26 protein-coding genes and 1 pseudogene are annotated in these 23,846 nt (G+C 74.6%); 12 read left to right on the top strand and 15 right to left on the bottom strand.

The features are described from left to right. Nucleotides 1–3 precede the first annotated feature (3 nt). The gene (locus EJK16_RS19295) at nucleotides 4–252 is read right to left on the bottom strand and encodes a HypC/HybG/HupF family hydrogenase formation chaperone (protein ID WP_127132318.1); all 249 of its coding nucleotides are present in this window, start codon (nucleotides 250–252) and stop codon (nucleotides 4–6) included. Between the two features lie 146 nt (nucleotides 253–398). Here EJK16_RS19295 and EJK16_RS20485 point away from each other — a divergent pair, with 146 nt between their 5' ends. Then, on the top strand, nucleotides 399–533 hold the full coding sequence (locus tag EJK16_RS20485) for a hypothetical protein (protein ID WP_255411523.1): 135 nt from the start codon (nucleotides 399–401) through the stop codon (nucleotides 531–533). 13 nt (nucleotides 534–546) lie between these two features. On the opposite strand, the gene EJK16_RS19300 is transcribed toward EJK16_RS20485, so the two are convergent. The 10 genes from EJK16_RS19300 to EJK16_RS19345 form a co-directional block, all read right to left on the bottom strand. Beyond that, a complete protein-coding gene (locus EJK16_RS19300) occupies nucleotides 547–750 on the bottom strand; it encodes a hypothetical protein (RefSeq protein WP_127132320.1) in 204 nt (67 codons plus the stop codon). An 11-nt stretch (nucleotides 751–761) separates the two neighbouring features. After that, a complete protein-coding gene (locus EJK16_RS19305; protein ID WP_127132322.1) occupies nucleotides 762–1,346 on the bottom strand; it encodes a DUF5947 family protein in 585 nt (194 codons plus the stop codon). Next, the gene (locus EJK16_RS19310) at nucleotides 1,343–1,900 is read right to left on the bottom strand and encodes a NifU family protein (RefSeq protein ID WP_127132324.1); all 558 of its coding nucleotides are present in this window, start codon (nucleotides 1,898–1,900) and stop codon (nucleotides 1,343–1,345) included. The genes EJK16_RS19305 and EJK16_RS19310 overlap by 4 nt, the downstream gene beginning before the upstream one ends. Beyond that, complete coding sequence (locus EJK16_RS19315) at nucleotides 1,893–3,692, bottom strand: nickel-dependent hydrogenase large subunit (protein WP_127132326.1); 1,800 nt, start codon at nucleotides 3,690–3,692, stop codon at nucleotides 1,893–1,895. Before EJK16_RS19315 ends, EJK16_RS19310 begins: the two co-directional genes overlap by 8 nt. After that, on the bottom strand, nucleotides 3,689–4,801 hold the full coding sequence (locus EJK16_RS19320; protein WP_127132328.1) for a hydrogenase expression protein HypE: 1,113 nt from the start codon (nucleotides 4,799–4,801) through the stop codon (nucleotides 3,689–3,691). The genes EJK16_RS19315 and EJK16_RS19320 overlap by 4 nt, the downstream gene beginning before the upstream one ends. Further along, nucleotides 4,798–5,403, bottom strand: a complete 606-nt coding sequence (locus EJK16_RS19325) for a hydrogenase maturation protease (protein WP_127132330.1) — start codon at nucleotides 5,401–5,403, stop codon at nucleotides 4,798–4,800. The genes EJK16_RS19320 and EJK16_RS19325 overlap by 4 nt, the downstream gene beginning before the upstream one ends. Continuing rightward, nucleotides 5,400–6,860, bottom strand: a complete 1,461-nt coding sequence (locus EJK16_RS19330) for a hypothetical protein (protein WP_205739853.1) — start codon at nucleotides 6,858–6,860, stop codon at nucleotides 5,400–5,402. Before EJK16_RS19330 ends, EJK16_RS19325 begins: the two co-directional genes overlap by 4 nt. A gap of 54 nt (nucleotides 6,861–6,914) precedes the next feature. Then, nucleotides 6,915–7,775 (bottom strand): hydrogenase nickel incorporation protein HypB, encoded by an 861-nt coding sequence (gene hypB / locus EJK16_RS19335; RefSeq protein ID WP_127132332.1) that lies wholly within the window; start codon nucleotides 7,773–7,775, stop codon nucleotides 6,915–6,917. Between the two features lies 1 nt (nucleotide 7,776). Then, the gene (locus tag EJK16_RS19340; protein WP_127132334.1) at nucleotides 7,777–8,106 is read right to left on the bottom strand and encodes a hydrogenase maturation nickel metallochaperone HypA; all 330 of its coding nucleotides are present in this window, start codon (nucleotides 8,104–8,106) and stop codon (nucleotides 7,777–7,779) included. 117 nt (nucleotides 8,107–8,223) lie between these two features. Then, the gene (locus tag EJK16_RS19345) at nucleotides 8,224–8,985 is read right to left on the bottom strand and encodes an ROK family protein (RefSeq protein ID WP_205739854.1); all 762 of its coding nucleotides are present in this window, start codon (nucleotides 8,983–8,985) and stop codon (nucleotides 8,224–8,226) included. Between the two features lie 25 nt (nucleotides 8,986–9,010). Between EJK16_RS19345 and EJK16_RS19350 the strand changes: the two genes are divergently transcribed. Further along, a complete protein-coding gene (locus EJK16_RS19350; RefSeq protein WP_127132336.1) occupies nucleotides 9,011–9,919 on the top strand; it encodes a tRNA pseudouridine(38-40) synthase TruA in 909 nt (302 codons plus the stop codon). Between the two features lie 63 nt (nucleotides 9,920–9,982). On the opposite strand, the gene EJK16_RS19355 is transcribed toward EJK16_RS19350, so the two are convergent. The 3 genes from EJK16_RS19355 to fdhD form a co-directional block, all read right to left on the bottom strand. Beyond that, a complete protein-coding gene (locus tag EJK16_RS19355; protein WP_127132338.1) occupies nucleotides 9,983–10,513 on the bottom strand; it encodes a DUF5709 domain-containing protein in 531 nt (176 codons plus the stop codon). A 54-nt stretch (nucleotides 10,514–10,567) separates the two neighbouring features. Then, complete coding sequence (locus EJK16_RS19360; protein WP_127132340.1) at nucleotides 10,568–11,086, bottom strand: DUF5709 domain-containing protein; 519 nt, start codon at nucleotides 11,084–11,086, stop codon at nucleotides 10,568–10,570. 156 nt (nucleotides 11,087–11,242) lie between these two features. After that, nucleotides 11,243–12,106 carry a formate dehydrogenase accessory sulfurtransferase FdhD gene (fdhD, locus tag EJK16_RS19365; RefSeq protein ID WP_127132342.1) on the bottom strand — a complete coding sequence of 288 codons (864 nt, stop codon included), beginning with the start codon at nucleotides 12,104–12,106 and terminating at the stop codon, nucleotides 11,243–11,245. Nucleotides 12,107–12,468: 362 nt separating this feature from the next. Between fdhD and rplM the strand changes: the two genes are divergently transcribed. From rplM to EJK16_RS19385, 4 genes are all read left to right on the top strand, one after another. Beyond that, on the top strand, nucleotides 12,469–12,912 hold the full coding sequence (gene rplM / locus EJK16_RS19370) for a 50S ribosomal protein L13 (RefSeq protein WP_127132344.1): 444 nt from the start codon (nucleotides 12,469–12,471) through the stop codon (nucleotides 12,910–12,912). 47 nt (nucleotides 12,913–12,959) lie between these two features. Continuing rightward, nucleotides 12,960–13,451 carry a 30S ribosomal protein S9 gene (gene rpsI, locus EJK16_RS19375; protein WP_127132346.1) on the top strand — a complete coding sequence of 164 codons (492 nt, stop codon included), beginning with the start codon at nucleotides 12,960–12,962 and terminating at the stop codon, nucleotides 13,449–13,451. A 172-nt stretch (nucleotides 13,452–13,623) separates the two neighbouring features. Next, nucleotides 13,624–14,973 (top strand): phosphoglucosamine mutase, encoded by a 1,350-nt coding sequence (glmM, locus tag EJK16_RS19380; protein ID WP_127132348.1) that lies wholly within the window; start codon nucleotides 13,624–13,626, stop codon nucleotides 14,971–14,973. A 167-nt stretch (nucleotides 14,974–15,140) separates the two neighbouring features. Further along, nucleotides 15,141–15,839, top strand: coding sequence for a DedA family protein (locus EJK16_RS19385; protein WP_127132350.1), 699 nt, complete (start codon nucleotides 15,141–15,143; stop codon nucleotides 15,837–15,839). Between the two features lie 10 nt (nucleotides 15,840–15,849). Here EJK16_RS19385 and coaA read toward each other — a convergent pair whose 3' ends face one another. Next, nucleotides 15,850–16,812, bottom strand: coding sequence for a type I pantothenate kinase (gene coaA / locus EJK16_RS19390; protein WP_127132352.1), 963 nt, complete (start codon nucleotides 16,810–16,812; stop codon nucleotides 15,850–15,852). 135 nt (nucleotides 16,813–16,947) lie between these two features. On the opposite strand from coaA, the gene glmS reads away from it, so the two are divergent. The 6 genes and pseudogenes from glmS to EJK16_RS19420 all read left to right on the top strand — a co-directional run. Then, nucleotides 16,948–18,804 carry a glutamine--fructose-6-phosphate transaminase (isomerizing) gene (gene glmS / locus EJK16_RS19395; protein ID WP_127132354.1) on the top strand — a complete coding sequence of 619 codons (1,857 nt, stop codon included), beginning with the start codon at nucleotides 16,948–16,950 and terminating at the stop codon, nucleotides 18,802–18,804. A 25-nt stretch (nucleotides 18,805–18,829) separates the two neighbouring features. Next, complete coding sequence (locus EJK16_RS19400; protein WP_127132356.1) at nucleotides 18,830–19,180, top strand: holo-ACP synthase; 351 nt, start codon at nucleotides 18,830–18,832, stop codon at nucleotides 19,178–19,180. Nucleotides 19,181–19,235: 55 nt separating this feature from the next. Beyond that, entirely contained in the window at nucleotides 19,236–20,891 is a 1,656-nt protein-coding gene (locus tag EJK16_RS19405; protein ID WP_127132358.1) for an NAD(P)H-hydrate epimerase, read from the top strand. 57 nt (nucleotides 20,892–20,948) lie between these two features. Then, nucleotides 20,949–22,241, top strand: a complete 1,293-nt coding sequence (gene alr, locus EJK16_RS19410) for an alanine racemase (protein WP_127132360.1) — start codon at nucleotides 20,949–20,951, stop codon at nucleotides 22,239–22,241. Then, nucleotides 22,238–22,762 carry a tRNA (adenosine(37)-N6)-threonylcarbamoyltransferase complex ATPase subunit type 1 TsaE gene (gene tsaE, locus EJK16_RS19415; protein ID WP_127132362.1) on the top strand — a complete coding sequence of 175 codons (525 nt, stop codon included), beginning with the start codon at nucleotides 22,238–22,240 and terminating at the stop codon, nucleotides 22,760–22,762. Before alr ends, tsaE begins: the two co-directional genes overlap by 4 nt. Before the next feature lie 41 nt (nucleotides 22,763–22,803). Then, nucleotides 22,804–23,846: pseudogene (locus EJK16_RS19420) on the top strand (hypothetical protein); the annotation flags it as partial.

The following is a 23,846-nucleotide window of genomic DNA, read 5'->3' on the forward strand; positions in this document are numbered from 1 at the left end:
CCCTCACCCGTCCGCGTCCCGACCGCCGCCCATGAGCTCGAGCCCCTCCATGGCGCGGGCCGCTCGGCCGGGGTCGATGACCTCCATGGCGAAGCCCATGTGGATGAGCACCCAGTCGCCGGGGCGGGGCGAGGGGCCGTCGAGCATGCCGAGGTTGATGGTGTCCCGCACGCCGCGCACGTCGGCGAGCGCGAGCATGCCGCCGTGGCCCTCCACGGCCTCGACGATCCTGCCCGGGATGCCTAGGCACATCGCTGTCTCCGTCCTTCGGGTCGCTGAGCCTGCCGCCCTCGGTGGTCGGTCACATCCGCAGGAGCCGGTACTCGCGCTTGAGCGCGGGCAGCTCCTTGCGGGCCAGGTACACGAAGCCGACAGCGCCCGCCGCCGCCAGCGCCGCCTTGACCGGCATCGTCACGCTCCTGCCGGCCGTCCGCGCCGCCCGCCCGGGCGGCATCACCCCGCCCGCGGCCGACGTCCTGATCCGCCCGACCAACGTCCGCACGTCCTTCACCGTCCCCGCCTCCTGTCCGTGAGTGGGCCCGCCGCTCAGCCCGGCGGCAGGTTGGGCATTGCCGTGGAGACGGGGTCGTGCTTGCGCGGGTTGATCCCCGTGGAGCGGCGCGCGTCGACGGTGTCGTCGGCGTGGTGGCCGCGCTGCTCCTCCACGGGGCCGCTGTTGCCCTGGTCCACCCCCTTGACGTGCGCCGACGCGTCGGGAGCGACGTCGCGCCTGCCTACCCGGATGCTCATGGACCCTCCCTTCAACGGTGCTCGGTGAGCTCGGCGAAGAACTGGTCGATGGCGGGCCACACCCGGCTCCCGCCGGACAGGCCGCGCCACTCACGCCGCACGACGGCGACCAGCCGGAAGCAGTCGTCGACCGGGACCAGCCAGTGGTGCCGGCTCCCGCGGGCGGTGTTGACCAGGAAGGCCTCCACCTCCGGGGTCAGCCCGGCCAGCTCGGGGCGGCGGCCCACCACGGTCCGCCACGCCAGCGGGTCGACCTCCCACTGGGTGGAGCCGAGGGGGCTCGGGTAGTGGGCGACCACCGCGCCGCCCGCCCCGCGGACGAAGTACGCCAGGCCCACCGGGACACCGAGCTCCTCGGTCGAGACCTCGCCCAGGCGCACGCGGCGCTCCGGCACGAGGCGGTAGTGGCCGAGGCTGGCGACGTCCCGGACGAAGAGCAGCGAGCACGGCTGGCAGGCGCACATCACGTCGCCCCGCTCGGTGTCGAGCAGGTGGCGGTGCCGCTCGCGCAGCGGGGCGCTGCACACGTCGCACCGCTCGGCGAGCAGCGGCGCCGCCCCGCCGCGGACCACCCGCTCCAGCGCCCCGCTGCTCACGCCGATCCCCGCAGGGCCGCGGGGCGCTGGAACAGCGCCTCCACCGGGATCACCGTCGGCCCGCCCCTCGGCGGCTGGACCGGCTCCACCTCGGTCAGCTCCGGGGCCAGCGCGAGCACGGCGTCCGACACCGTCTGCTCGAGGGTGACGGCCGACGACGAGCAGCTCCCGCAGGCGCCGGAGAGCTGGACGTGGGCGACCCCGGCGTCGATGTCGACGAGCTCGACCCGCCCGCCGTGGGACTCGATGTAGGGCCGCACCGCGTCGAGCGCCTGCTCCACCCGGTCCTGGACGGGGTCGGGATGGATGTCGTGGACGACCATGAGGTGAGCCACCAGCTGGTCCCGGGCGAGGTCGGCGCGCAGCGGCTCGGGCGCCACCGCCAGGACGCGTCGCAGGCCTTCCCCGTAGATCTCCGCCAGCGTCCGGATGGCCTCGACCGCCGCCTCGGAGGTCGCGCCGGGTACCTGCTCGACCACGTCCAGCAGCTCGTCGAACCGGTCGAGCAGCTGCCCGACCGCCGCGTCGTCCAGGCGCGGGGCCGACTCACCCATGGGATGCCCCGAACATCGGCGAGTGCGTCTGCGAGATGGTGCGGCCCCCGCCGACGTACATGTGCACCCCGCACGGCAGGCACGGGTCGAAGCTGCGGACGGCGCGCATGATGTCCACGCCGCGGAACTCATCCGGCCCGTTCTCCTCGAAGATCGGCATGTCCTGGACGGCGTCCTCGTACGGCCCCGGGGTGCCGTAGCTGTCCCGCGGGCTGCCGTTCCACGGCGTCGGTGGGTAGGGGTGGTAGTTGGCGATCTTGCCCTCGCGGATGACGAGGTGGTGGGAGAGCACGCCGCGGACGGCCTCGTGGAACCCGCAGCCGATGGCCTCCTCCGGCACGTCGAACGTCTGGAACACCTTCTGGTCACCCCTGCGCACCCGCGTCAGCGCCTCCTCGAGGAAGTACAGGGCCATGCCGGCGGCGTAGGCGATGAAGTAGACCCGGGCCCGGTCCCGCTCGATCGCGTTCGACCACGGCGGGATCCGCCACTCCAGCGTCGACTCCGGCAGCGAGGCGCTGCGCGGCAGGGAGATCTGCACGCCCGAGCCGGTCGAGCGCACGTACGGCGTCTGCACCTTGCCGGCGAGCGCCGTCGCGTAGAGCCGCGCGAACGGGCCGCCACCGGTGTCCAGCGCGAGGTGGTCCCCCGTGCGCCGGTCGAACCAGCGGGGGCTCATCACCCAGCTGTACCGGCCGTCGAAGTCACGCTTGCCGGGGGCGGGCAGCGTCGTCTGGTTCCACGGGTGGCGCATGTCCACCGGGTTGCCGAGCGGGTCATGGGTGACGAACGGCGGCTCGGCGACCCAGTCCTCGTAGTAGGAGCTACCCAGCAGGATCCGGATGCCGAGGTTGATGTCGACGAGGTTGGAGGTGACGAGCTCGCCGTCGACGATGACGCCCGGGGTGACGAACATCGCGTTGCCCCACTCGTTCATCGTCTCGTACCGGTAGTCCACGACCTCGGGGTCCTGGAACGCCCCCCAGCAGCCCAGCAGGACGCGTCGCCGACCGACCTCCTCGTAGCCGGGGAGCGCCGCGTAGAAGAAGTCGAACACGTCGTCGTTCATGGCGACGGCCTGCTTGACGAAGTCGATGATCGACATCAGCCGGGAGAGGTAGTCGGTGAACAGCGTGGGGGTGGGCATCGTCCCCACCCCGCCGGGGTACAACGTCGAGGGGTGGACGTGGCGGCCCTCCATGAGGCAGAACATCTCCCGGGTGACCCGGCTCATGTGCAGCGCCTGCTTGTAGACCTCGCCCTCGAAGGGGTTGAAGGCGCGCATGATGTCGGCGATGGTCCGGTAGCCATGCATGCCGGCGTTCGGTGCCGGCGTGTTCTCCGCCCTGGCCAGGACGCTGGGGTTGGTCGCCTTGACCATGGCCTCGCAGAAGTCGACGAAGACGAGGTTGTCCTGGAAGAGGGTGTGGTCGAAGAGGTACTCCGCGGCCTCGCCGAGGTTGACGATCCACTCGGCCAGCTTGGGCGTCTTGATCCCGTAAGCCATCTGCTGGGCGTAGTTGGAGCACACGGTGTGGTTGTCGCCGCAGATGCCGCAGATCCGGCTGGTGATGAAGCCGGCGTCGCGCGGGTCCTTGCCCTTCATGAAGACCGAGTAGCCGCGGAACAGCGAGGAGGTGCTGTGGCACTCGGCGACCCGCTGGTTCTGGAAGTCGATCTTTGTGTAGATGCCGAGGTTGCCGATGATCCGGGTGATCGGGTCCCAGGACATCTCGACAAGCTGTTCCTGCTCCTGGCCCGGTCCGGCGCCCTTGCGGTCGGTGACGGTCATCGGGGGCCTCCTGCGGTGGTGGGGACGTCGGGGCGCCAGCGCGGGTCGTAGCCGCTGGTGAGCTCGCCGCGGTTGTGCCGCCACCGCGGTTCCTTGTTCAGGGCGGTGTTGGTGATCTCGCGCATCTTGCGGACGAAGACGCCGTAGGGCTTGCCGAGCGCGGCGGAGAGGTAGCCGCCCGGCGGGACGTCCATGAACGGCATGAACTTGTCCGGGAAGCCGGGCATCGTGCAGCCGATGCAGATGCCGCCGACGTTGGGGCACCCGCCGATGCCGTGCATCCAGCCCCGCTTGGGCACGTTGCAGTTGACGACAGGTCCCCAGCACCCGACCTTGACCTGGCACTTGGGGGAGTTGTAGTCGTGGGCGAAGTCGGACTGCTCGTAGTACCCGGCCCGGTCGCACCCCTCGTGCACCGTCTTGCCGAAGAGCCACTGCGGGCGCAGCAGGTTGTCCAAGGGGGGCGGCGGCGCCGCCCCGGCCGCGTGGTAGAGGATCCAGGCCAGGGTCTCCATGAAGTTCTCCGGCTGCACCGGGCAGCCGGGGACGTTGACGATCGGCAGGTCCCCAGCCGAGCGGAAGTCCCAGCCCAGGTAGTCCGCCAGCCCCATGGACCCGGTGGGGTTCCCCGCCATGGCATGGATGCCGCCGTACGCTGCGCACGTGCCGATGGCGACCACGGCCCACGCCTTGGGGGCGAGCCGGTCGATCCACCAGTTGAGGGTGAGTGGCTCGCCCGTGGCGAGGTCGTTGCCGAAGGACGTCCAGTAGCCCTCGCCGTTGATGTTCTCGTTCGGGATGGACCCCTCGATGACGAGGATGAACGGCGCCAGCTCGCCGCGGGCCGCAGCGCGGAAGGGCGCGAGGAACTCCTCGCCGCCCAGGGTGGGGGAGAGGACCTTGTTGTGCAGGTTGACCTTCGGCAGGCCGGGGATGAGCCCGGTCACGACGTCCTCGATCGACGGCTGGCTGGAGGCCGTGATGGAGACGGTGTCGCCGTCGCAGCTCATGCCCTCCGAGATCCAGAGGATGTCGATCTCGGGGAAGCCGGCGCGGTCCTCATAGGCGGCGCGCCGGTCACCCGCCGGGGTCGTGGCGGTCGTGGTCATCTCTGTCTCCTTCGTGGGCCTGGGCGCCGGTCGCCGTGGGCGGCCTCCGGCCGCGCGGCGGTGGTCTCGTGCGAGGGGCCGGGTGGCCCGGTGGCATCGCCGCGACGCTGCGGGCGGGCCGCGGCCCGCACGGCCGCGCCGGCCGCCTCGGTCCTGGCGAGCTCGACGACGAGGGGGACGGCCTCCTCGACGGCGGCCCGCACCGGCTCGGACAGCCCCAGGACCTCCTCGAGGACCTGCGGCTGGCACCCGACCACCAGCACCCGATCGATCGTCCCGCCGAGCCCGCGCAGGGCGCCCAGGACCACGTCGGGGCTCATCGCGTGGGCGTCGACGGTGCCCGGGGCGTCACCGGCCCGCCGGCTGGCGTCGAGGACGGCGACGGTGCCCGGCGCCCGGCCGAGCGGGACCGCGTCGACGAGCACGAGCGTGGAGTACCGGCCCTCGAGGAGCTCGAAGGCGAGGTGGATGCCGCGGATGCCGTAGTCGGCGACGTCGACACCGTCCGGGACGGCGGCGCCCTGCAGCCGCCGCACCACCTCGACCCCGAACCCGTCGTCGCCGAGGAAGACGTTGCCGATCCCCGCCACCAGCACGCTCATGCCGTGCCTCCGGAGCCTCCGGCGCCCCCGGTGTCTCCCGCGGCGACCGTGCCGGTGCCGACTGCGGGCGGCCCGTCGCCGTCGAGGGGTTCGACCTCGTCGGGGGCGAAGTAGTGGAACCGCCCGTACCACCTGTGCGGCTCGCTGGAGGGGTCTTCCAGGGTGACGGCGACGTGCCGGGCGTCGTCGACGTCGCGGAAGATCCCCTCGACCCGCGCCGTGCGGCCGGCGAGGAACATGTCGTGCGCGTCCGAGCCGCGGGCGCGCGGCCGCAGCCGCACCCTGCTGCCCCGGGCGACGCGGACCCCGCCGACCGTGACCGTCTCGGACCCCGGGGAGACGGCGGGTTCCCACCGCGGCGGGGCGGCCGCGGCACCGTCCGGCGGGGCCGCGTGGGGCCGGAGCGACCGGATCGCGCCGTGCAGCCGCGCCATCACCTCCGGTGGCATCGCCTCGGCGCGGTCGACGATCGCGGCCGTCCGCGGGTCGGTCGCGCGGGCCTCGCGCTTCTCCCCGTCGGTGAGCGTCAGGGTGCGCAGCGAGAGGATCTCGTCGATCTCGGCGGCGTCGAACAGGTCCCCGGGGCTCTCCGGGGCGACCCGGGGGTGGTCGTACAGGATGATCGGCGAGGACAGGACGAGGTCGCGGCTGCCGGGCTCGCCGACCAGGACCGGGAACGTGCGGATGTTGGCGCACTGCCCTGCCGCCGCCTCCGCCCACGCCGGAGGCTCGAGCAGCGACAGGAACGACCCGGCGTCAAGGGCCAGCAGGGTGTGCGTCGCGATGAGGCTCGAGCGCAGCGCCACCGGCCGGGCCGCCGCCGGCGGCGGGCCGGCCGCCGCGTTCTCGGTGCGCACGCGCAGGCGGTGGAGCGGGAACGGGGTGGGCATCCGCTCGAGGGAGAGCTGCGCGCGCGCCGTGAGGGGGCGGCGCCGGCGCACGACCCGGCCGACCGCCCGGCCCTCGCCGTCCGCCACGGGCTCGACGTCCTCGCCGCCGGGGGCCGCGACGTCGAGCGTGCGCGGCCGGGCGCGCAGCCCACCCAGGGGCACGGCGACGTCGGCCTCCCGCGGGACGGCCTCCTCGAAGCTCAGCTCGGTGCGGCCGCCCACCTCGAGGCGCTCGACCCGGTGGAACGACCCGTCCGGCCGGCGCTCCTCGATGTCGCGGGTCTGCAGCTGGAGGTAGCGCACGCGGACGCGGAGGGTCGCGGCGTCCGGCGCCTCGAGCAGGCACTCGGTCTGCTGCCACCACGACTCGCTGGAGCCCGCGACGCCGTCCACGGCGCCGCCGCGGGCGTCCACCCAGGCGCGCGGCGCGAGGATCCCGAACTGCCAGCGGACCTGGTTCTTCCCGGACGACTTGCGGTACGGGTAGAGGACGTAGCCCTCGTAGAGGACGGCGTCGGCGACGGTCAGGGCGCGCGCGAACGGGTCGTGGGGAACCGGATCGACCACCTCGCACCTCCCTCCCGCTTCTGCGGCGTCGTCGCCCGGCGCGGGGACGTCCGCCTAGGGCTCCGCCGCCACCGCCTCCCGGGCCGGCGCACGGGCGGCGAGCCAGCCGAGCCAGCCGCCGAACCCCTCGCCGGTGGTCGCCGAGACGACCCGGGCGTCCGCCCGGGGGTTGAGCCGGCGGGCCTGCTCGACGCACCGCTCGACGTCGAAGTCGACGTAGGGGAGCAGGTCGGCCTTGTTGATGAGCACGAGGTCGGCCGCGGCGAACATGTGCGGGTACTTCAGCGGCTTGTCGTTGCCCTCGGTGACCGAGATGATCACGACCCGGGCGGCCTCGCCGAGGTCGAAGAGCGCCGGGCACACGAGGTTGCCCACGTTCTCGATGAAGAGGTACGAACCCGGCCGCGGCGCGAGGCGGTCCAGCCCCCGGCGGAGCATGTCGGCGTCGAGGTGGCAGCCGGCCCCGGTGTTGATCTGGACGACGGGGGCGCCGGTCGCGCGGATCCGGTCGGCGTCGAGGAGCGTCTCCTGGTCCCCCTCGACGACGGCGACGCCGCGGTCGCCGGCCAGCTCCCGGATCGTCCGCTCGAGCAGGGTCGTCTTGCCCGCGCCCGGCGAGCTCATCACGTTGACGGCGAAAATCTCCCGGCCCTCCAGCCAGCCCCGGTTGCGGGCGGCCAACAGGTCGTTCTTGGCGAGGAGGTTCTGCTCGAGGACGAGGGTCTCCGGACGCGCGACCTCGCCGCGCCCGTGGTCGTGGGGGTGGTCGTGCGCGTGGTCGTGGGGGTGGTCGTGCTCGTGGTCGTGCGTGTGGCCGTGAGGGTGGTCGTGCGCGTGCTCATGCTCGCGCTCCTGGTCGTCGGCGGTCGACACGCGGACCCCGGCCGCGTCGCTGCAGCCACACGTCGAGCACATCTCACACCACCCTCACCGAGGTGACCGCGAGCTCCCGGCCGCTGCGGATCGCGACGTCGGCGCTGCCGCACGGGCACAGCAGGATCGGGTCGGAGATCTCGAAGTCGCGACCGCAGCTGCGGCACGTGGCCGCCCCGGCCGGCTCCTCGATGTTGAGCTGGGCGCCGGCGAGCGTCGTGCCCTCTGCCACCACGTCGAAGCAGAACCGCACGGCCTCAGGGACGACTCCCGAGAGCCGCCCGATCGTCAGGTTCACGGCAGTGACCTTCCGGCCGCCGGTGCGGTCCAGCACCGCGTCGACGACGCTCTGGGTGAGAGACAGCTCATGCATCCACACAGCCTCGGGAAACAAGGTAATCCGCCCACCGCCCCCGGCACAACGGGTCCGACCGGGGCAATGCGCCCGGCGCGGGCGGGTGGCCGGGCGGCCGGGGAGCGGCCGGGCCGCTCAGCGCACCCGCAGGTCCCACGCGCGTACGCCGCCGATGATCCCGGCGCTGTTGGGCACGATGACGACGTCGTCGCCGAGGCGCGCGAGCACCTGCGGGCTGATCCGGCGTGAGTTCCCGCCGCCGAGGTAGAGGCGGTCCCACATGTACATCGGGCGCAGGGCCTCCACGACCTTGCGCACGCGCCGCGACCACTGCGCGTCGCCCAGCCGGAGCCGCTCGTGCTCCCCGATGTAGTCGTCGTAGGTCAGCCCCCAGCGGACCGGGCCCTGGCTCAGCTCGACGTGCGGGGCCAGGGCGCCGCCGTCGAAGACCGCGTTGCCGAGGCCGGTGCCGAGGGTCACGATCATCTCCAGGCCCGCGCCGGCCACCACGCCGGCGCCGTGGACCTCGGCGTCGTTGAGGACCAGAGCCGGCAGGGCGAGGGCCTCCTCGACGGCGCCGCGCATGTCGAACCCGGACCAGTGGAGCACCAGCTCGGGCAGCACCCGGGTGCGGGGGCCGGACCGGGTGACGTAGTGCGGCGTCGCGACGACGACGCCGTGGCGCAGCATCCCCGGCATGCCCACCGTCACCCGCTGCGCCCGGGGCAGCTGCTCGGCCAGGGACGCGATCGTCGCGACGAGGCGTGCGGGCGGCAGCGGGTACGGCGTGGCGGTGCGCACGGGCTGGGCGTGCATGGTGCCCGCGGAGTCGAGGACCGAGGCCTTGATGCCGCCGCCGCCACAGTCCACGGCCAGCGTCGCGAGAGGGGATTCCACCCCGCGACGGTACTAGCCTCGCTGCGTGAGCAACGGCGAGGACCCCCAGCGCGCGGACGCCGTGCGGATCCGGCTCGACGTCGCCTACGACGGCGGGGCGTTCGCCGGGTGGGCGACGCAGCCGGGCCTCCGCACGGTGCAGGGCGTGCTGGAGGAGGCGCTGACCACCGTGCTGCGGCTGCCCGCGCCGGCCCGGCTGACCGTGGCGGGCCGCACGGACGCCGGCGTCCACGCGCGCGGGCAGGTGGCGCACCTGGACGTCCCCCGCGGCGCCTGGCTGGCCCTTCCCGGTCGCGGCGACCGGGCGCCCGGGCAGGCGCTCGTCGCCCGGCTGGCCGGGGTGCTCGGCCGGGGGCAGCGCCCGCGGGGGGCGAGCGACGTCGTCGTGCGCGGGGCGGGCGAGGCGCCGGCCGGCTTCGACGCGCGCTTCAGCGCCGTGTGGCGCCGCTACGCGTACCGGGTCGCCGACGACGCCCGGTTCCGCGACCCGATCCGGCGCACCGACGTGCTGTGGCACCCCCGCCCGCTGGACGTGACCGCCATGGACCACGCGGCGGCCGGGCTCCTCGGCGAGCACGACTTCGCGGCCTACTGCAAGCCCCGTGAGGGGGCCACGACGATCCGCACCCTCCAGGACTTCCGCTGGCGTCGGGTGCCGGCCGGCGCGCCGGACGCCGGCCTCGTGGTCGCCACCGTGCGCGCCGACGCCTTCTGCCACTCCATGGTCCGCGCGCTCGTCGGCGCGAGCGTGGCCGTGGGGGAGGGGCGCCGGGACGCGCCGTGGCCCGCGCAGGTGCTGGCCGGGCGCGAGCGGCAGCCGGGCGTCGCCGTGGTCGCCGGGCACGGCCTCACCCTCGAGGAGGTGGCCTACCCGGGCGACCACGAGCTCGCCGCGCGGGCCGCGGAGGCCAGGAACGTGCGCACGCTGCCCTGAGGCCCGGGCGCGGCGGCCCGAGCCTCAGGGGCGGTGCGTCGCCTCAGGGGCGGCCGGGCTGGCTCAGGGGCGGTCGTCCGGGTCGATCGTGCCGCCCTCGTCGACGGCGACGTCCTCCGTGTCAGTGAGGTGCATGGCGGCCTCCTCGGGCATGAAGCGGGCCCCGTCCAGCCCGACGTCGGAGGCAAGGACGTCCTGCATCTCGCCCGGCGTGTCGCTCGGGTCGTCGTCGTCGGGCTCGGCCACGAGACGGCCCACCGAGGTCTCGTCCACCCCGTCGGGTGCCGGCTCGCCGCCGGTGCCCGGCCCGGCGTGGGGCGAGTCGTCGGCCGGCCGCTCCTCCCACACCTCCGGCTCCTCGCGCGCCACCCGCTCGGCGATCGTGTCACCCTCCCGCTGGCCCGACTCGGTCAGGTCGACGCCCGCCAGGGGGTCGTCGTCGGGCGCGGTGAGGCCCTCGTCCAGCACGTCGTCCGACGGGTTGTCGAGGAGCATGTCCTCCTCGCTGGGCTGCCAGGACTCGTCGGCCAGGAACTGGTCGGAACCGGGGGATCCCTCGGTGCTCGGAACGCCTTCAGTGCTCTCTGTGCTCATGCAGCCAGCGTGCCACCGGCCGGGCGTGCTCGCAGAAGGAGGGGCCTCGGCCGCTCACCGCCGCTCGTCGTACACGGCCCCGTACGGGTCCGGGTCGTCGGTCAGGCCGCCGGCGTCGTCGTCGTCGGCCACGATGTGCATGGCGGCCTCCTCGGCGCTGAAATCCCCGCCCGCGACCCCGGCGTCCTCGGCGGCGATGCTCTGCTCCTCGCCGAGCAGGTCGGTGCTGTCGTCGTCGTCGGGCAGCGCGACGAGGCGGCCCACCCGCCGGTCGGGGTCGTCCCTGCGGTCCTCGTCCCCGAGCCCCAGGGCGTCCTCCTGCTCCTCGTCGTCGTCCTCGTCGCGCCGGTCGTCGGGCTCCTCCCGCCCCAGGCGCCCGCGCAGGGGCTCGCCCTCGACCTGCCCGCGCTGGCTGAGGTCGAGGCCCGCGAGCGGATCCTCTTCGGCCGCGGCCACGCCCTCCTCGAGGACGTCGTCGGCGTCCGTCTCCAGCAGGCCGTCCTCCTTGTCGGGCTGCCACGACTCGTCGTCGAGGAACTGGCCGGGACCCGGGCTGACGAACTCGTTGCTCATGACATCAGCGTGCCACCGGGGAGGGCCGGTGGCGCCGGACGGGCGTCCCGGAGGCGTCCCGGAGGTGTCGCTGACGGCGCGGGCGGCGCTCCGGGATCCACGGTCCGCGCTGACCTGGCCGGGGACGACGGGGCCGTCAGCCGTGCGGCGCGTCCCTCAGCCGTGCGGCGCGGCGACCGTGCGCGCGATCCGGTCGGGCCTGGAGTAGACGTTCGCGCTGCTCCCACGGCTGAACCCGACCACCGTCAGCCCGGTCTCCTCCGCCAGCTCGATCGCGAGGGAGGAGGGGGCGCTGACGGCGGCGAGCACCGGGACCCCGGCCATGTGCGCCTTCTGCACCAGCTCGAAGGACGCACGGCCCGAGACCTGCAGCACGGCTCCCCGCAGCGGCAGCAGCCCTTCCCGCAGCGCCCAGCCGAGCACCTTGTCCACGGCGTTGTGCCGGCCGACGTCCTCGCGCAGGCACACCAGGTCGACCCCGCCGTCACCGTCCGGGACGAACAGGCCGGCGGCGTGCACGCCCCCGGTCCGGTCGAAGAGCCGCTGCCGGGCCCGCAGCCGCTCCGGCAGCCCGAGCAGCACCGGCAGGGGCACCCGGCAGCCGTCGTCGGCCACGGCGAACCGCGACGCCTTGGTGACCGCCTCGATGGACGCCGTGCCGCACACCCCGCACGAGCTGGAGGTGTACACGTGGCGCTCGAGCGACGCGCTCGGCGCGGCCACCCCGGGGGCGAGCCGGACGTCCACGACGTCGTAGCTCGCGGTGCCGTCCGGGTTCACCCCGGCGGCGTAGGAGACGCCGGCGACCTGGTCCGGGTGCCACACCACGCCCTCGGACAGGAGGAAGCCCACCACGAGGTCGAAGTCGTCCCCGGGGGTGCGCATGGTGACGCTGAACGCGGCGCCGCCGACGCGGATCTCGAGCGGCTCCTCGCCCGCGAGGGTGTCGGCGCGCCGCCGCTCGGTCCCGTCCGCCCGGAGCTGGAGCACCGGACGCAGCCGTGTCGTGCGCACCGCCACCTCCCGGACCCGCTCATGTGGCCACGGCCGGCCCGGACCGCACCGTCGCGCAGCAGTCACTACGCTCGCAGGTTACCGCCGACGGGGCGCGGGCACCGCGGAAGGACCGGCGCCCCGTCGTCGTGGCGGCTCTCCCGCCGTCGTGGCGGGTCTCACGCGAGCTCCCGGCCCGATGTTTTGACCGTGGGCGCCCCGCGGCAGTATCGTGGGTAGTCGTTGTGCATCCCTATGCGCTCCCCGGTGCTCCCACTCGCCGGTGCAGCGGCGCGGATGCGCGCAGCGAGCACCACCTGACCATGGGTCGCAGCGCCGCCATCGCTGGGCCCGATCGAACGAACGCTGAAGAAACGAAGGCTACGCCCGTGCGCACGTACACACCGAAGCCCGGCGACGTCACGAAGAACTGGTACGTCATCGACGCTACCGACGTCGTCCTCGGCCGTCTGGCGACCCAGGTCGCCACTTTGCTCCGTGGGAAGCACAAGCCGACCTTCGCCCCGCACGTGGACAACGGCGATTTCGTCATCGTGATCAACGCTGACAAGGTCGCCCTCACCGGTAGCAAGCGCGAGCAGAAGCTCGCTTACCACCACTCCGGTTACCCGGGCGGGCTGAAGGCCACCTCCTACGCGCAGCTGCTGGCCACCAAGCCGGAGCGCGCCGTCGAGAAGGCCGTTGCCGGCATGATCCCGAAGAACTCCCTGGGCCGAGCCCAGATCAGCAAGCTGAAGGTCTACCGCGGTGCGGAGCACCCGCACAGCGCGCAGAAGCCGCAGGCCTTCGAGATCACCCAGGTTGCCCAGTAGCGCTCACGCGCCTGCAGGCACCGTTGGAACAGGACTGAAGGAGAACTGTGGCTGAGACCACTGCCGACATCGAGCTGGACGACGAAAACGTCCCCAGCAGCTACACCAGCGAGAGCGAAGCTCCCGCGACCGGCCAGGGTCAGTCCCTGACCGCCCCGGGCCAGGCCCTGGGCCGCCGCAAGGAGGCCATCGCCCGCGTCCGGCTCATTCCCGGCACCGGTGAGTGGAAGATCAACGGGCGCACGCTCGAGGACTACTTCCCGAACAAGCTCCACCAGCAGCTGGTGAGCTCGCCGTTCGCGCTGCTCGACATCGCGGGTCGCTTCGACGTCATCGCCCGCATCAACGGCGGCGGCATCTCGGGCCAGGCCGGCGCGCTGCGCCTCGGCATCGCCCGCGCGCTCAACGAGATCGACCACGACTCGAACCGCCCGGCGCTGAAGAAGGCCGGATTCCTCAAGCGTGACGCCCGTGCGGTCGAGCGCAAGAAGGCCGGTCTGAAGAAGGCCCGTAAGGCACCGCAGTACTCCAAGCGCTGACCGGCGCTCCCGACGGCCCCGCCACGCACCCGTGTGGCGGGGCCGTCGTGCGTCCGGCGGCCCAGCAAGGCTCCGCCCGGCGCCCGGCGCCCGGCATCCCGCCCCCGGCGGCAGTGGCACCATGGCCACGCGCAACGACAGCACCACACGCAGATCTTTCGGAGGTAGACACATGGCACGGCTCTTCGGCACGGACGGCGTACGCGGCCTCGCCAACCGGCACGTCACCGCGGAGCTGGCCCTGGACCTCGGTGTCGCGGCCGCGCGGCAGCTGGCCGCCTCCGGGGACGTCGCCGGCCGGCGTCCCCGCGCCGTCATCGGCCGCGACACCCGCATCTCCGGGGAGTTCCTCTCCTCGGCCATCGCCGCCGGCCTGGCGAGCGCGGGCGTGGACGTGACCCAGGTGGGCGTCCTGCCGACCCCGGGCGTGGCCCACCTGACCGCGAGCACCGACGTCGACCTCGGCGTGGTCATCTCCGCGTCCCACAACCCGATGCCGGACAACGGCATCAAGTTCTTCGCGCGCGGCGGCTTCAAGCTCGAGGACGGCATCGAGGACGAGATCGAGGCGCGGCTCGGGACGGCGTGGGACCGCCCGGTGGGCGGCGACGTCGGCCGCATCACCGCGGAGACCACGCTCGCGGACCGCAACTACATCGACCACCTGGTCGGCGCGGCGGGGGACCACCTGCGCGGCCTGCGCATCGCCGTGGACTGCGCCAACGGCGCCGCGAGCGACATCGCGCCCCTCGCCCTGCGGGAGGCCGGCGCCGACGTCGTCGTCATCAACGCCTCGCCCGACGGGCGCAACATCAACCAGGCCTGCGGCTCCACCCACCCCGAGCAGCTCCAGGCCGTCACGGTGGCGTCCGGGGCGGCCTTCGGCGTCGCCTACGACGGGGACGCCGACCGGTGCCTGGCCGTCGACCACACCGGCGGCATCGTGGACGGCGACCAGATCATGGGCCTGCTCGCGACGGCGATGAAGGAGGCCGGCACGCTCGCCGGGGACACCCTGGTCGTGACGGTGATGAGCAACCTCGGGCTGCTGCTCGCGATGCGGCGGGCCGGGATCGCGACCGTCCAGACCGGCGTCGGTGACCGCTACGTGCTCGAGGCGATGCGCGCGGGCGGCTACACCCTCGGCGGCGAGCAGTCCGGCCACGTCATCAGCGCCCGCCACGCCACCACCGGCGACGGCGTGCTCACCTCCCTCATGCTCGCCGCGCGGGTCGTCGCCACGGGCCGCACCCTCGCCGACCTCGCGTCCGTCGTCACGCGCCTGCCCCAGGTGCTGGTCAACGTCCCCGGCGTGGACAAGACGCGCGCCAGCAGCGACGAGGGCATCAGCGACGCCGTCGCGGCCGTCGAGGCGGAGCTGGGGGAGACGGGCCGCGTGCTGCTGCGCCCCTCCGGGACCGAGTCCCTCGTGCGGGTCATGGTCGAGGCCGGCACCCAGGAGCAGGCCGACGCCGCCGCGAGCCGCCTCGCCGGGGTGGTGCACGAGCGCCTGGCCCTCTGACGCCCGCGGCCGCGCGAGTCCGGGTCCCTGACGCCGCGCGGCCGGATGACCAGGGGCGTCGCCGGGGCGGGCACCGATGCCGCCGGCCGCGCGCGGTGACGTAACGTTGCCGGTGCGCCGACCCCGGCGCACGCGCCCGCTCGGCGTCCGGAACCTGGGAGTGATTCTTGCTAGATGCCTCGGCGGTGGAGGAGTTCGTCCTCGGGCTGACGGGGTCGCCCTGGATCCTCGTCGCCGTCGCGGTGCTGGCCACCATCGACGGCTTCTTCCCGCCGGTGCCCAGCGAGTCGATCATCATCGCGGTGGCCGCGCTGACGATGCACGGCGACGGCCCGAACCTGTGGCTGCTCCTGGCCGCGGGGGCCGTGGGCGCGTTCTGCGGGGACGTGATTGCCTACACGATCGGCACCAAGGTGCCCATCGACCGGCTGCGGATCTTCGCGTCCCCCCGCGGGCAGGCCACCCTGAACCGGACCAAGCACGCCCTGGCGCGCCGCGGCACCGTCTTCATCCTCTCGGCCCGGTTCATCCCCATCGGCCGCGTGGCGGTGAACATGACCGCGGGGGCCGTCGGGTTCCCCCGGCGCCGTTTCGTCATCATCGTGGCGTTCGCCGCCGTCGTGTGGGGCGGCTACTCGACCCTCCTGGGCGTGGGCGCCGGCGTGTTCCTGCACGAGCATCCCATCGTCGCCGTGGCGGTCGGCGTGGCCGGCGGGGTGGTCATCGGCATCATCGTGGACAAGGTGCTCGGCATCGCCCAGCGACGCTGGTTCCCCCATATCCCCTCGCCCGAGGAGCGGATGAACCTCGCGGACGACGGCGACGAGGGGCGGGACGGGGCGCAGGCCTCGACGCCCGGGACCTGAGGTCCGCCGGCTACAGCTTTCGCAGCCGCATGCGGTGCATGCTGTGGTCCCCGGACTTCGTCAGCACGAGGGTGGCGCGCCCGCGCGTGGGCAGGATGTTCTGCGCGAGGTTCGGGGCGTTGATGGCGTCCCAGATCTCCCCGGCCTTGGCGACCGCCGCGACGTCGTCGAGGTCCGCGTACTTGCGGAAGTAGGAGTCCGGCGCGGAGAACGCGGTCCGGCGCAGCCCGAGGAACCGCTCGACGTACCACCGCTTGACGTCCGCGCTGCGGGCGTCCACGTAGATCGAGAAGTCGAAGAAGTCGCTGACGGCGAGCGAGGACGTCCCGTTCGCGGTCGCCCGGGCCGGCTGGAGCACGTTGAGGCCCTCGACGATGAGCACGTCGGGGTGGTGCACGCTCTGCGAGCCGCCCGGCACGATGTCGTAGGTGACGTGGTCGTAGAGCGGGGCCGCGACCTCCGGCGCCCCGGCCTTGACCTCGGAGACGAAGCGCAGCAGGGCACGGCGGTCGTAGGACTCGGGAAAGCCCTTGCGCTCCAGCAGCCCGCGGCGCTCCAGCTCCGCGTTCGGGTAGAGGAAGCCGTCCGTGGTGATCAGCTCGACCCGCGGGGTCTGGGGCCAGCGGCGCAGCAGCTCGCGCAGCAGCCGCGCGGTGGAGGACTTGCCCACCGCCACCGAGCCCGCCACCCCGATGACGTAGGGGGTGCGGGTGGCGCGCTCGCCCAGGAACGTCGAGGTCGCCTGGTGCAGCGCGCGCGTGGCCGCCGCGTACAGCTGCAGCAGCCCGGAGAGGGGCCGGTAGACGACGTCGACCTCGGCCAGGTCCAGCGGGTCGCCCATCCCGCGCAGGTTCACGACGTCGGCGTCGGTGAGCGGCAGGGGGGTCGAGGCGGCCAGCCGGCTCCACGCGTCCCGGTCGAACTCGACGAACGGTGAGGCGGCGGTGGTCAGGGCGCGCGGGAAGGCTGGCACGCACCAAGTCTGGCGCACGCCCGCCCGCCGCGCGGCAACCCCGCACCTCCGCGCCCCGGGGCCGGGGTGTGGGGCCCATCACGCAGTGACCGGTGTCATGCCCGGCGGGCGGCGCCGCCGGTTATCCTGACGCGCATGTGTGGAATCGTCGGGTACGTAGGCCCCGCTATGCCCAGCAACCGTCCGCTCGAGGTCGCCATGGAGGGCCTGGCCCGGATGGAGTACCGCGGGTACGACTCGGCCGGGGTCGCGCTGGTGGCCCCCATGGGCCTGGTCAGCGCGAAGAAGGCGGGCAAGCTCGCCAACCTGCGCGGCGTGCTCGAGGCCAGCCCGCTGCCGGAGGCGACCGTGGCCATCGGGCACACCCGGTGGGCCACCCACGGCGGCCCCACCGACGCCAACGCCCACCCGCACCTCAGCGAGGACGGCAAGCTCGCCGTCATCCACAACGGCATCATCGAGAACTTCGCGCCCCTGCGCGCCGAGCTCGCCGCCGCCGGGGTGACCTTCACCTCCGAGACGGACACCGAGGTGGTCGCGCACCTCCTGGCGCGCGAGTACAACGCCGCCCGGGACCTCACGCAGGCGATGCTGACGGTGACCCGGCGCCTGGAGGGCGCGTACACGCTCCTCGCGATCCACGCCGACGCCCCCGGGTCCGTGGTGGGCGCGCGGCGCAACTCCCCGCTGGTGATCGGCCTCGGCGACGGCGAGAACTTCCTCGGCTCCGACGTCGCCGCCTTCATCTCCCACACCAAGGACGCCCTCGAGATGGGGCAGGACCAGGTCGTGACCATCACTGCCGACGACGTGCGAGTCGTCGACGCCGACGGGAACCCCGCCGAGGGGCGTCGCTTCACCGTGGACTGGGACGCTGACGCGGCCGTCAAGGGCGGCTACGCCACCTTCATGGACAAGGAGATCCACGACCAGCCCAAGGCCGTGGCCGACACCCTCCTCGGGCGCACCGACACCGCGGGCAACCTCGTCCTGGACGAGCTGCGCATCGACGAGACCATCCTGCGCAGCGTCGACAAGATCATCGTCGTCGCCTGCGGCACCGCCGCCTACGCCGGCCACGTGGCCAAGTACGCCATCGAGCACTGGTGCCGGATCCCCGTGGAGGTCGAGCTCGCCCACGAGTTCCGCTACCGCGACCCGGTCGTGAGCGAGAAGACCCTCGTCGTGGCCATCTCCCAGTCCGGGGAGACCATGGACACGATCATGGCCGTGCGCCACGCCCGCGAGCAGGGCGCCAAGGTGCTCGCCATCGTCAACACCCACGGCTCGACGATCCCGCGCGAGTCCGACGCCGTCCTGTACACCCACGCCGGCCCCGAGGTCGCCGTCGCCTCCACGAAGGCGTTCCTGGCGCAGATCACCGCCTGCTACCTCCTCGGGCTCTACCTCGCCCAGCTGCGGGGCAACAAGTACCCCGACGAGGTGGCCGGCTACCTCGAGGAGCTGGCCGCGCTCCCCGCGAAGATCCAGCACATCCTCGACAACGAGGAGGAGGTCCGCGCCGTGGCCCGCGCCATGAAGGACGCCACCTCGGTGCTCTTCCTCGGCCGCCACGTGGGCTACCCGGTGGCGCTGGAGGGTGCCCTGAAGCTCAAGGAGCTCGCCTACATCCACGCGGAGGGCTTCGCCGCCGGCGAGCTCAAGCACGGCCCCATCGCCCTGATCGAGGACGGCCAGCCCGTCTTCTTCATCGTCCCCACGCCCCGGCGCCCGCTGCTGCACTCCAAGGTCGTCTCCAACATCCAGGAGGTGCGGGCCCGCGGCGCCAAGACCCTGGTCATCGCCGAGGAGGGCGACGAGGCGGTCACGCCCTACGCCGACGTCATCTTCCGGGTGCCGAGGACCCCGACGCTCATGATGCCGCTCGTCACCGTCGTGCCCCTGCAGATCTTCGCCGCCGAGCTCGCCGGCGCCAAGGGCTACGACGTCGACCAGCCGCGCAACCTCGCCAAGTCGGTGACGGTGGAGTGACGCGGGCGCCGGCCGGGCCGGCCTCATGATCGTCGCCGTGGGCGTCGACGTGTGCGACGTCGCCCGGTTCATCGCCGAGCTCGACCGGGTGCCGCGCCTGCGCGAGAAGATCTTCACCCCCGAGGAGCGGGACCTGCCCGACGCCTCCCTCGCGGCCCGGTTCGCCGCGAAGGAGGCGATCGCCAAGGCCCTCGGCGCCCCGGCCGGCATGCGCTGGCACGACTGCACGGTCCACCGGGTCACCGGCTCCGCCCCGGTCGTGGAGATCCGCGGCACGGTGGCCGCGCGCGCCGCCGAGCTGGGCATCACCCGCTGGCACCTGTCCATCTCCCACGACGCCGGGATCGCCTCGGCCATGGTGGTCGCGGAGTCCTGAGCCCGGCGCCGGCCGATGCCGGGTCAGGGCCCGCCCGGCGCGGCACCATGGGCACATGATCACCGCGCACACCGCCGCCGCCGTCCGCGAGGCCGAGGAGCCGCTGCTCGCCGCCGGCGTGCCCCTCATGGACCGGGCCGCGTTCGCCCTGGCCGCCCACGTCGCCGCGGAGCTGCGCGCGCGCGGTCACCGCGTGAGCGGATCGGTGGTGCTCCTGCTCGTCGGCGGCGGCAACAACGGCGGCGACGCCCTCCACGCCGGCGCGCACCTGGCCCGGCGCGGTTGCGAGGTGCACGCCGCCCTGCTGGCGGACCGCGTCCACCCGGGCGGGCTCGCAGCCGCCCGCACGGCCGGTGTGCGCCTGCACGACGTGCTCGGCGCGCTCGCGGACGACGGCGCCCGGGACGACGGCGCCCGCGCGGACGACGGCGCCCGGGACGGCGTCGTCCGGCTCGCCCGCGGCGCCGGGGTCTGGGTGGACGCCCTCACGGGGATCGGCGCGCGCGGCGGGCTCCGCGAGCCCCTTGCAGGGGTGGTCGCGGCCCTGGCCGCCGAGAAGGCGTCGTCCCCGGACGAGCCGGTGGTCGTCGCCGTGGATGTGCCCAGCGGCATCGGCGTGGACGACGGCGCCGTGGACGGCCCCGTCCTGCCCGCCGACGTGACGGTGACCATGGGCACCGCCAAGCCCGGCCTACTCCTGCCGCCCGCCGCGGCGCTGGCCGGGCGCGTGGAGATCGTCGACCTCGGCCTGGACGCCGCGCTCGCGGCCGCCGCGCCGTCCGTGTGCCGGCTGCTGGGCGCGGACGTCGCCGACCTCTGGCCGGTCCCGGGCCCCGCCGACCACAAGTACACCCGAGGGGTCCTCGGACTCGTCGCCGGCTCCCAGGCGTACCCCGGCGCGGCGGTGCTCGCCGCGTCCGGCGCCCTGGGCGCCGGCCTGGGCATGATCCGCTACCTGGGGCCGGGCACCCCCACCGCCCTGGTGCACGCCCGCCACCCCGAGGTCGTCACCGCGCGGGGCCGCGTCCAGGCCTGGGCCATCGGCTCCGGCATCGACCCCGCCGACGTCGGCCGCGCGGAGGAGATGGAGGAGCACCTCGCGGCCGCGCTGGCCGACCTGCTGCCTGTAGTGCTCGACGCCGGGGCGCTGACCCTCCTGCACGACGACCGGTTCCCCGACCTGCCCGAGACCGCCGTGCTCACGCCGCACGCCGGCGAGCTGGCGGCGCTGCTCACCGCGCGCGGCGAGGCGACCACCCGGGCGGCGGTCGACGCCGCACCCGCCCGGCACGCCCGCCTGGCCGCCGAGATCACGGGCGCGACGGTGCTGCTCAAGGGGGCGACCACCCTCGTCGTCGCCCCCGACGGGCCGGTCCACGCCCAGGCCGACGGGACGGCGTGGCTGGCCACGGCGGGCGCCGGCGACGTCCTGGCCGGCATCCTCGGCGCGCTCCTGGCCGGGTACGGCGACGTGCTCGCCGCCGCCGACGACGGCGCCCAGCGGGCGAGCCTGCCGGCCCGGCTGGCCGCCGCGGCCGCGCTCGTGCACGGCCGGGCCGCGCGCCTCGCCGCCGGGCTCGCGGTGCCCGGGCCGGGCGGCGGCGGGCCGGGACCCGGCGAGCCGATGGCGACCGGCGGCCCAGGGGCGCCGATCACCGCCCTCGACGTGGCCGGGGCCGTGCCCGCCGCGCTGCGCACCCTTCTGGGCTGACCGGGCCGCCTCAGGGTGGTGGCCGGCGCCGCGCCGGCGGGTGGAACACTGGACCCCGTGAGCCTTCCCGTTCCCGCCCTCCTCGGCGGCACCCCCGCGCCCGGCGGCGAACCGACGCACCCCGTCCACCCGGCGCGCGCCGTGGTCGACCTCGGCGCCATCGAGGACAACATCGCGGTGCTGCAGGCCGCCGCCCCCACCGCCCAGGTCATGGCGGTCGTCAAGGCGGACGCGTACGGGCACGGGCTGCTGCCGGTGGCCCGCGCGGCGCTGGACGGCGGCGCCACGTGGCTCGGCGTCGCCCAGCTCGGCGAGGCCCTCGAGCTGCGCGCCGGCCTCGCCGCGGCCACCGGGGCGCCCGCCGCCGTGCCCGCGGCCCCCGCGGGCGGGCCGTCGGCCACCCCGCCGCGGATCCTCACCTGGATCTTCGCGCCCGGCGCCCCGCTGGACCGCGCGCTGCGGGCGGACCTGGACCTGTCGGCCTCCGCCCCGTGGGCGGTGGCCGAGATCGCCGCGGCCGCCCGGTCCACCGGGCGCCGGGCACGCGTCCACCTCAAGGTCGACACCGGCATGGGCCGCGGCGGCGCGCGCCCCGAGGCCTTCGGCTCGCTGCTCGGCGCGGCCCTGGCCGCCCAGGCGGAGGGCACGCTCGACGTCGTCGGCATCTGGTCGCACCTCGCGTGCGCGGACGAGCCGGACAACCCCGCCACGGCGAGGCAGGTGGGGATCTTCACCACTGCCGTCGCCCAGGCCGAGGCGGCCGGTGCGCGCCCCGAGGTGCGCCACCTCGCCGCCTCCTCCGGGACACTGTTCCACCCGGCCACGCACTTCGACCTCGTGCGGCCAGGGATCGCGGTCTACGGGCTCAGCCCCGCCCCGGCCGTGGCGACCTCCGCCGCGATCGGCCTGCGCCCCGCGATGCGCCTGGAGGCCCGCCTCACGGTGGTCAAGGCGGCGCCCGCCGGCACCCCGCTGTCCTACGGGCACACCGCCGTCACCGTCTCCGACACCCACCTCGCCGTGGTGCCGCTGGGCTACGGCGACGGCATCCCCCGCGCCGCCTCGAACGCCGGGCCGATCTCCGTCGCCGGGCGCCGGTACCACGTGGCCGGCCGCGTGTGCATGGACCAGGTCGTCGTGGACCTCGGTCCCGAGAGCGCGGCCGTGCGCGAGGGGGACACGGCCGTCCTCTTCGGCGACGGCACCGGCGGGACCCCCACCGCCGACGACTGGGCCGCCGCCAGCGGCACCATCAACTACGAGATCGTCACCCGCCTGGGCGCCCGCGTGCCGCGGGTGCACGTCGGCGGGACGCGTGCCCTGGACGGGCACAGGCAGGAGCAGGCATGACCGACGTGACACTGACCGTCCCCGACGCCGAGGCGACCCGGGAGCTCGGCACGCGCCTGGCGGCGCTGCTGCGCGCCGGCGACCTCGTGCTGCTCAGCGGCGGGCTCGGCGCGGGCAAGACCACCCTCACGCAGGGCATCGGGACCGGCCTGGGCGTGCGCGGCCAGGTCGCCTCGCCGACCTTCATCATCGCGCGGGTCCATCCCTCGCTCGTGCACGGGCCCGACCTCGTGCACGTGGACGCGTACCGGCTCGGCTCCCTCGACGAGGTCGACGCCCTCGACCTCGACACCGCCCTGGAGGACTCCGTCACGGTGGTCGAGTGGGGCGAGGGCAAGGTCGAGGTCCTCGCCGCGGACCGGCTCGAGATCGAGGTCCGCCGGCCGCGTGGCACCCCGGGGGTCGTCACCGACGACATCGAGGGCCTCGCGGAGCCGGCCCCGCGGGAGGTCATCGTGCGGCCGGTGGGGGAGCGGTGGGCCGGCGTCGACCTCACGGCGCTGCGCCCGGGGCCGTCGTGACCCTCCGGCGCCCGGCCCCGCGCCGCCGGCTCGGGGCGCGCGTGCTCGCTACCCTCGCCGGCGCCCTGATGGCCGCGGTGGCCGCGGTGCCCGCCGTCGCGGCGGCCGCGCCCCACCCCGTCGTGGTCCCGTCGGTCGCGCCGGCGTCGGCCGCGGCCGCGCCGGGGTCGGTGGCGGCAGCCGTGCCCTCCTCCACCCCGGACGCCGCTGAGGGCCCGTCGCCCGCACCTCGGCCCACCGGCGCCGGGGTCCCCGCCGACGTCGCCGCCTGGTTCGCGGCCGAGGGACCCGGCGTCGTGGTCACGCAGGGCGGCAGGGAGCTGAGGGACGTCACGGCCGAACGGCGCGCCGACGTCGAGGTCGGCAGCGTGCGCGCGGTGATGACCTGGTCGCCGAACCTGATCGCCGGCGGGACCCTCTCGCCCGCCGTGGAGCCCGTGCGCGACCAGTGGGTGGCGCCCCTCCTGCTCGACGGCGGCGCGGTGGGTGCGCTGTTCGCCGGGCGCGAGACCACCGGTGACGTCGCGCTCGACCGCCTCAGCGGCGACCGTGACCTGGGGGAGGCGCTGGAGGGCCTCGACCTGGCCAGCCCCTTCATCCACGACGTGCCCCTCGACGCGTGGTTCACCATCGAGGACGACCATGTCCGGGCGCTCGACGAGGGCGCGCGCGAGTCGCTGGCCGGATCCGTGCCACTAGAGGTCTACCAGCCCTTCATCGCCGCCCGGAACGCCGAGGACGAGGCGGCCCGGCCGGGCTCGGCGGCGCCACAGGCGAAGGAGGACAGCGCCTGGCACCCCGTCACGTGGGTCGCCATCGCCCTCACCGTCGTCCTCGTCTGGACCGGCGCCGTCGTGTGGGTGCGCCGGCCGGAGGGCGACGGGAGGGCCGACGCCGCCCTCGGTCCGCGTCGCCGGATCCCCGCGCGCCCGGCGGCCCGCGCCCGGTCCGCGGGGCGCGTGCGGCGGCCCGGGACTGGTGGCGCGACCACGACGGCAACTGGCACCACGGCGAATGGTGGCGTGACCACCACGGCAGGTGGCACCGCGACAAGGACTGCGACAACGACAAGCACCACGGCGAC

Source organism: Georgenia sp. SYP-B2076, assembly GCF_003991205.1.
In the GTDB taxonomy this organism is placed as follows: domain Bacteria; phylum Actinomycetota; class Actinomycetes; order Actinomycetales; family Actinomycetaceae; genus Georgenia.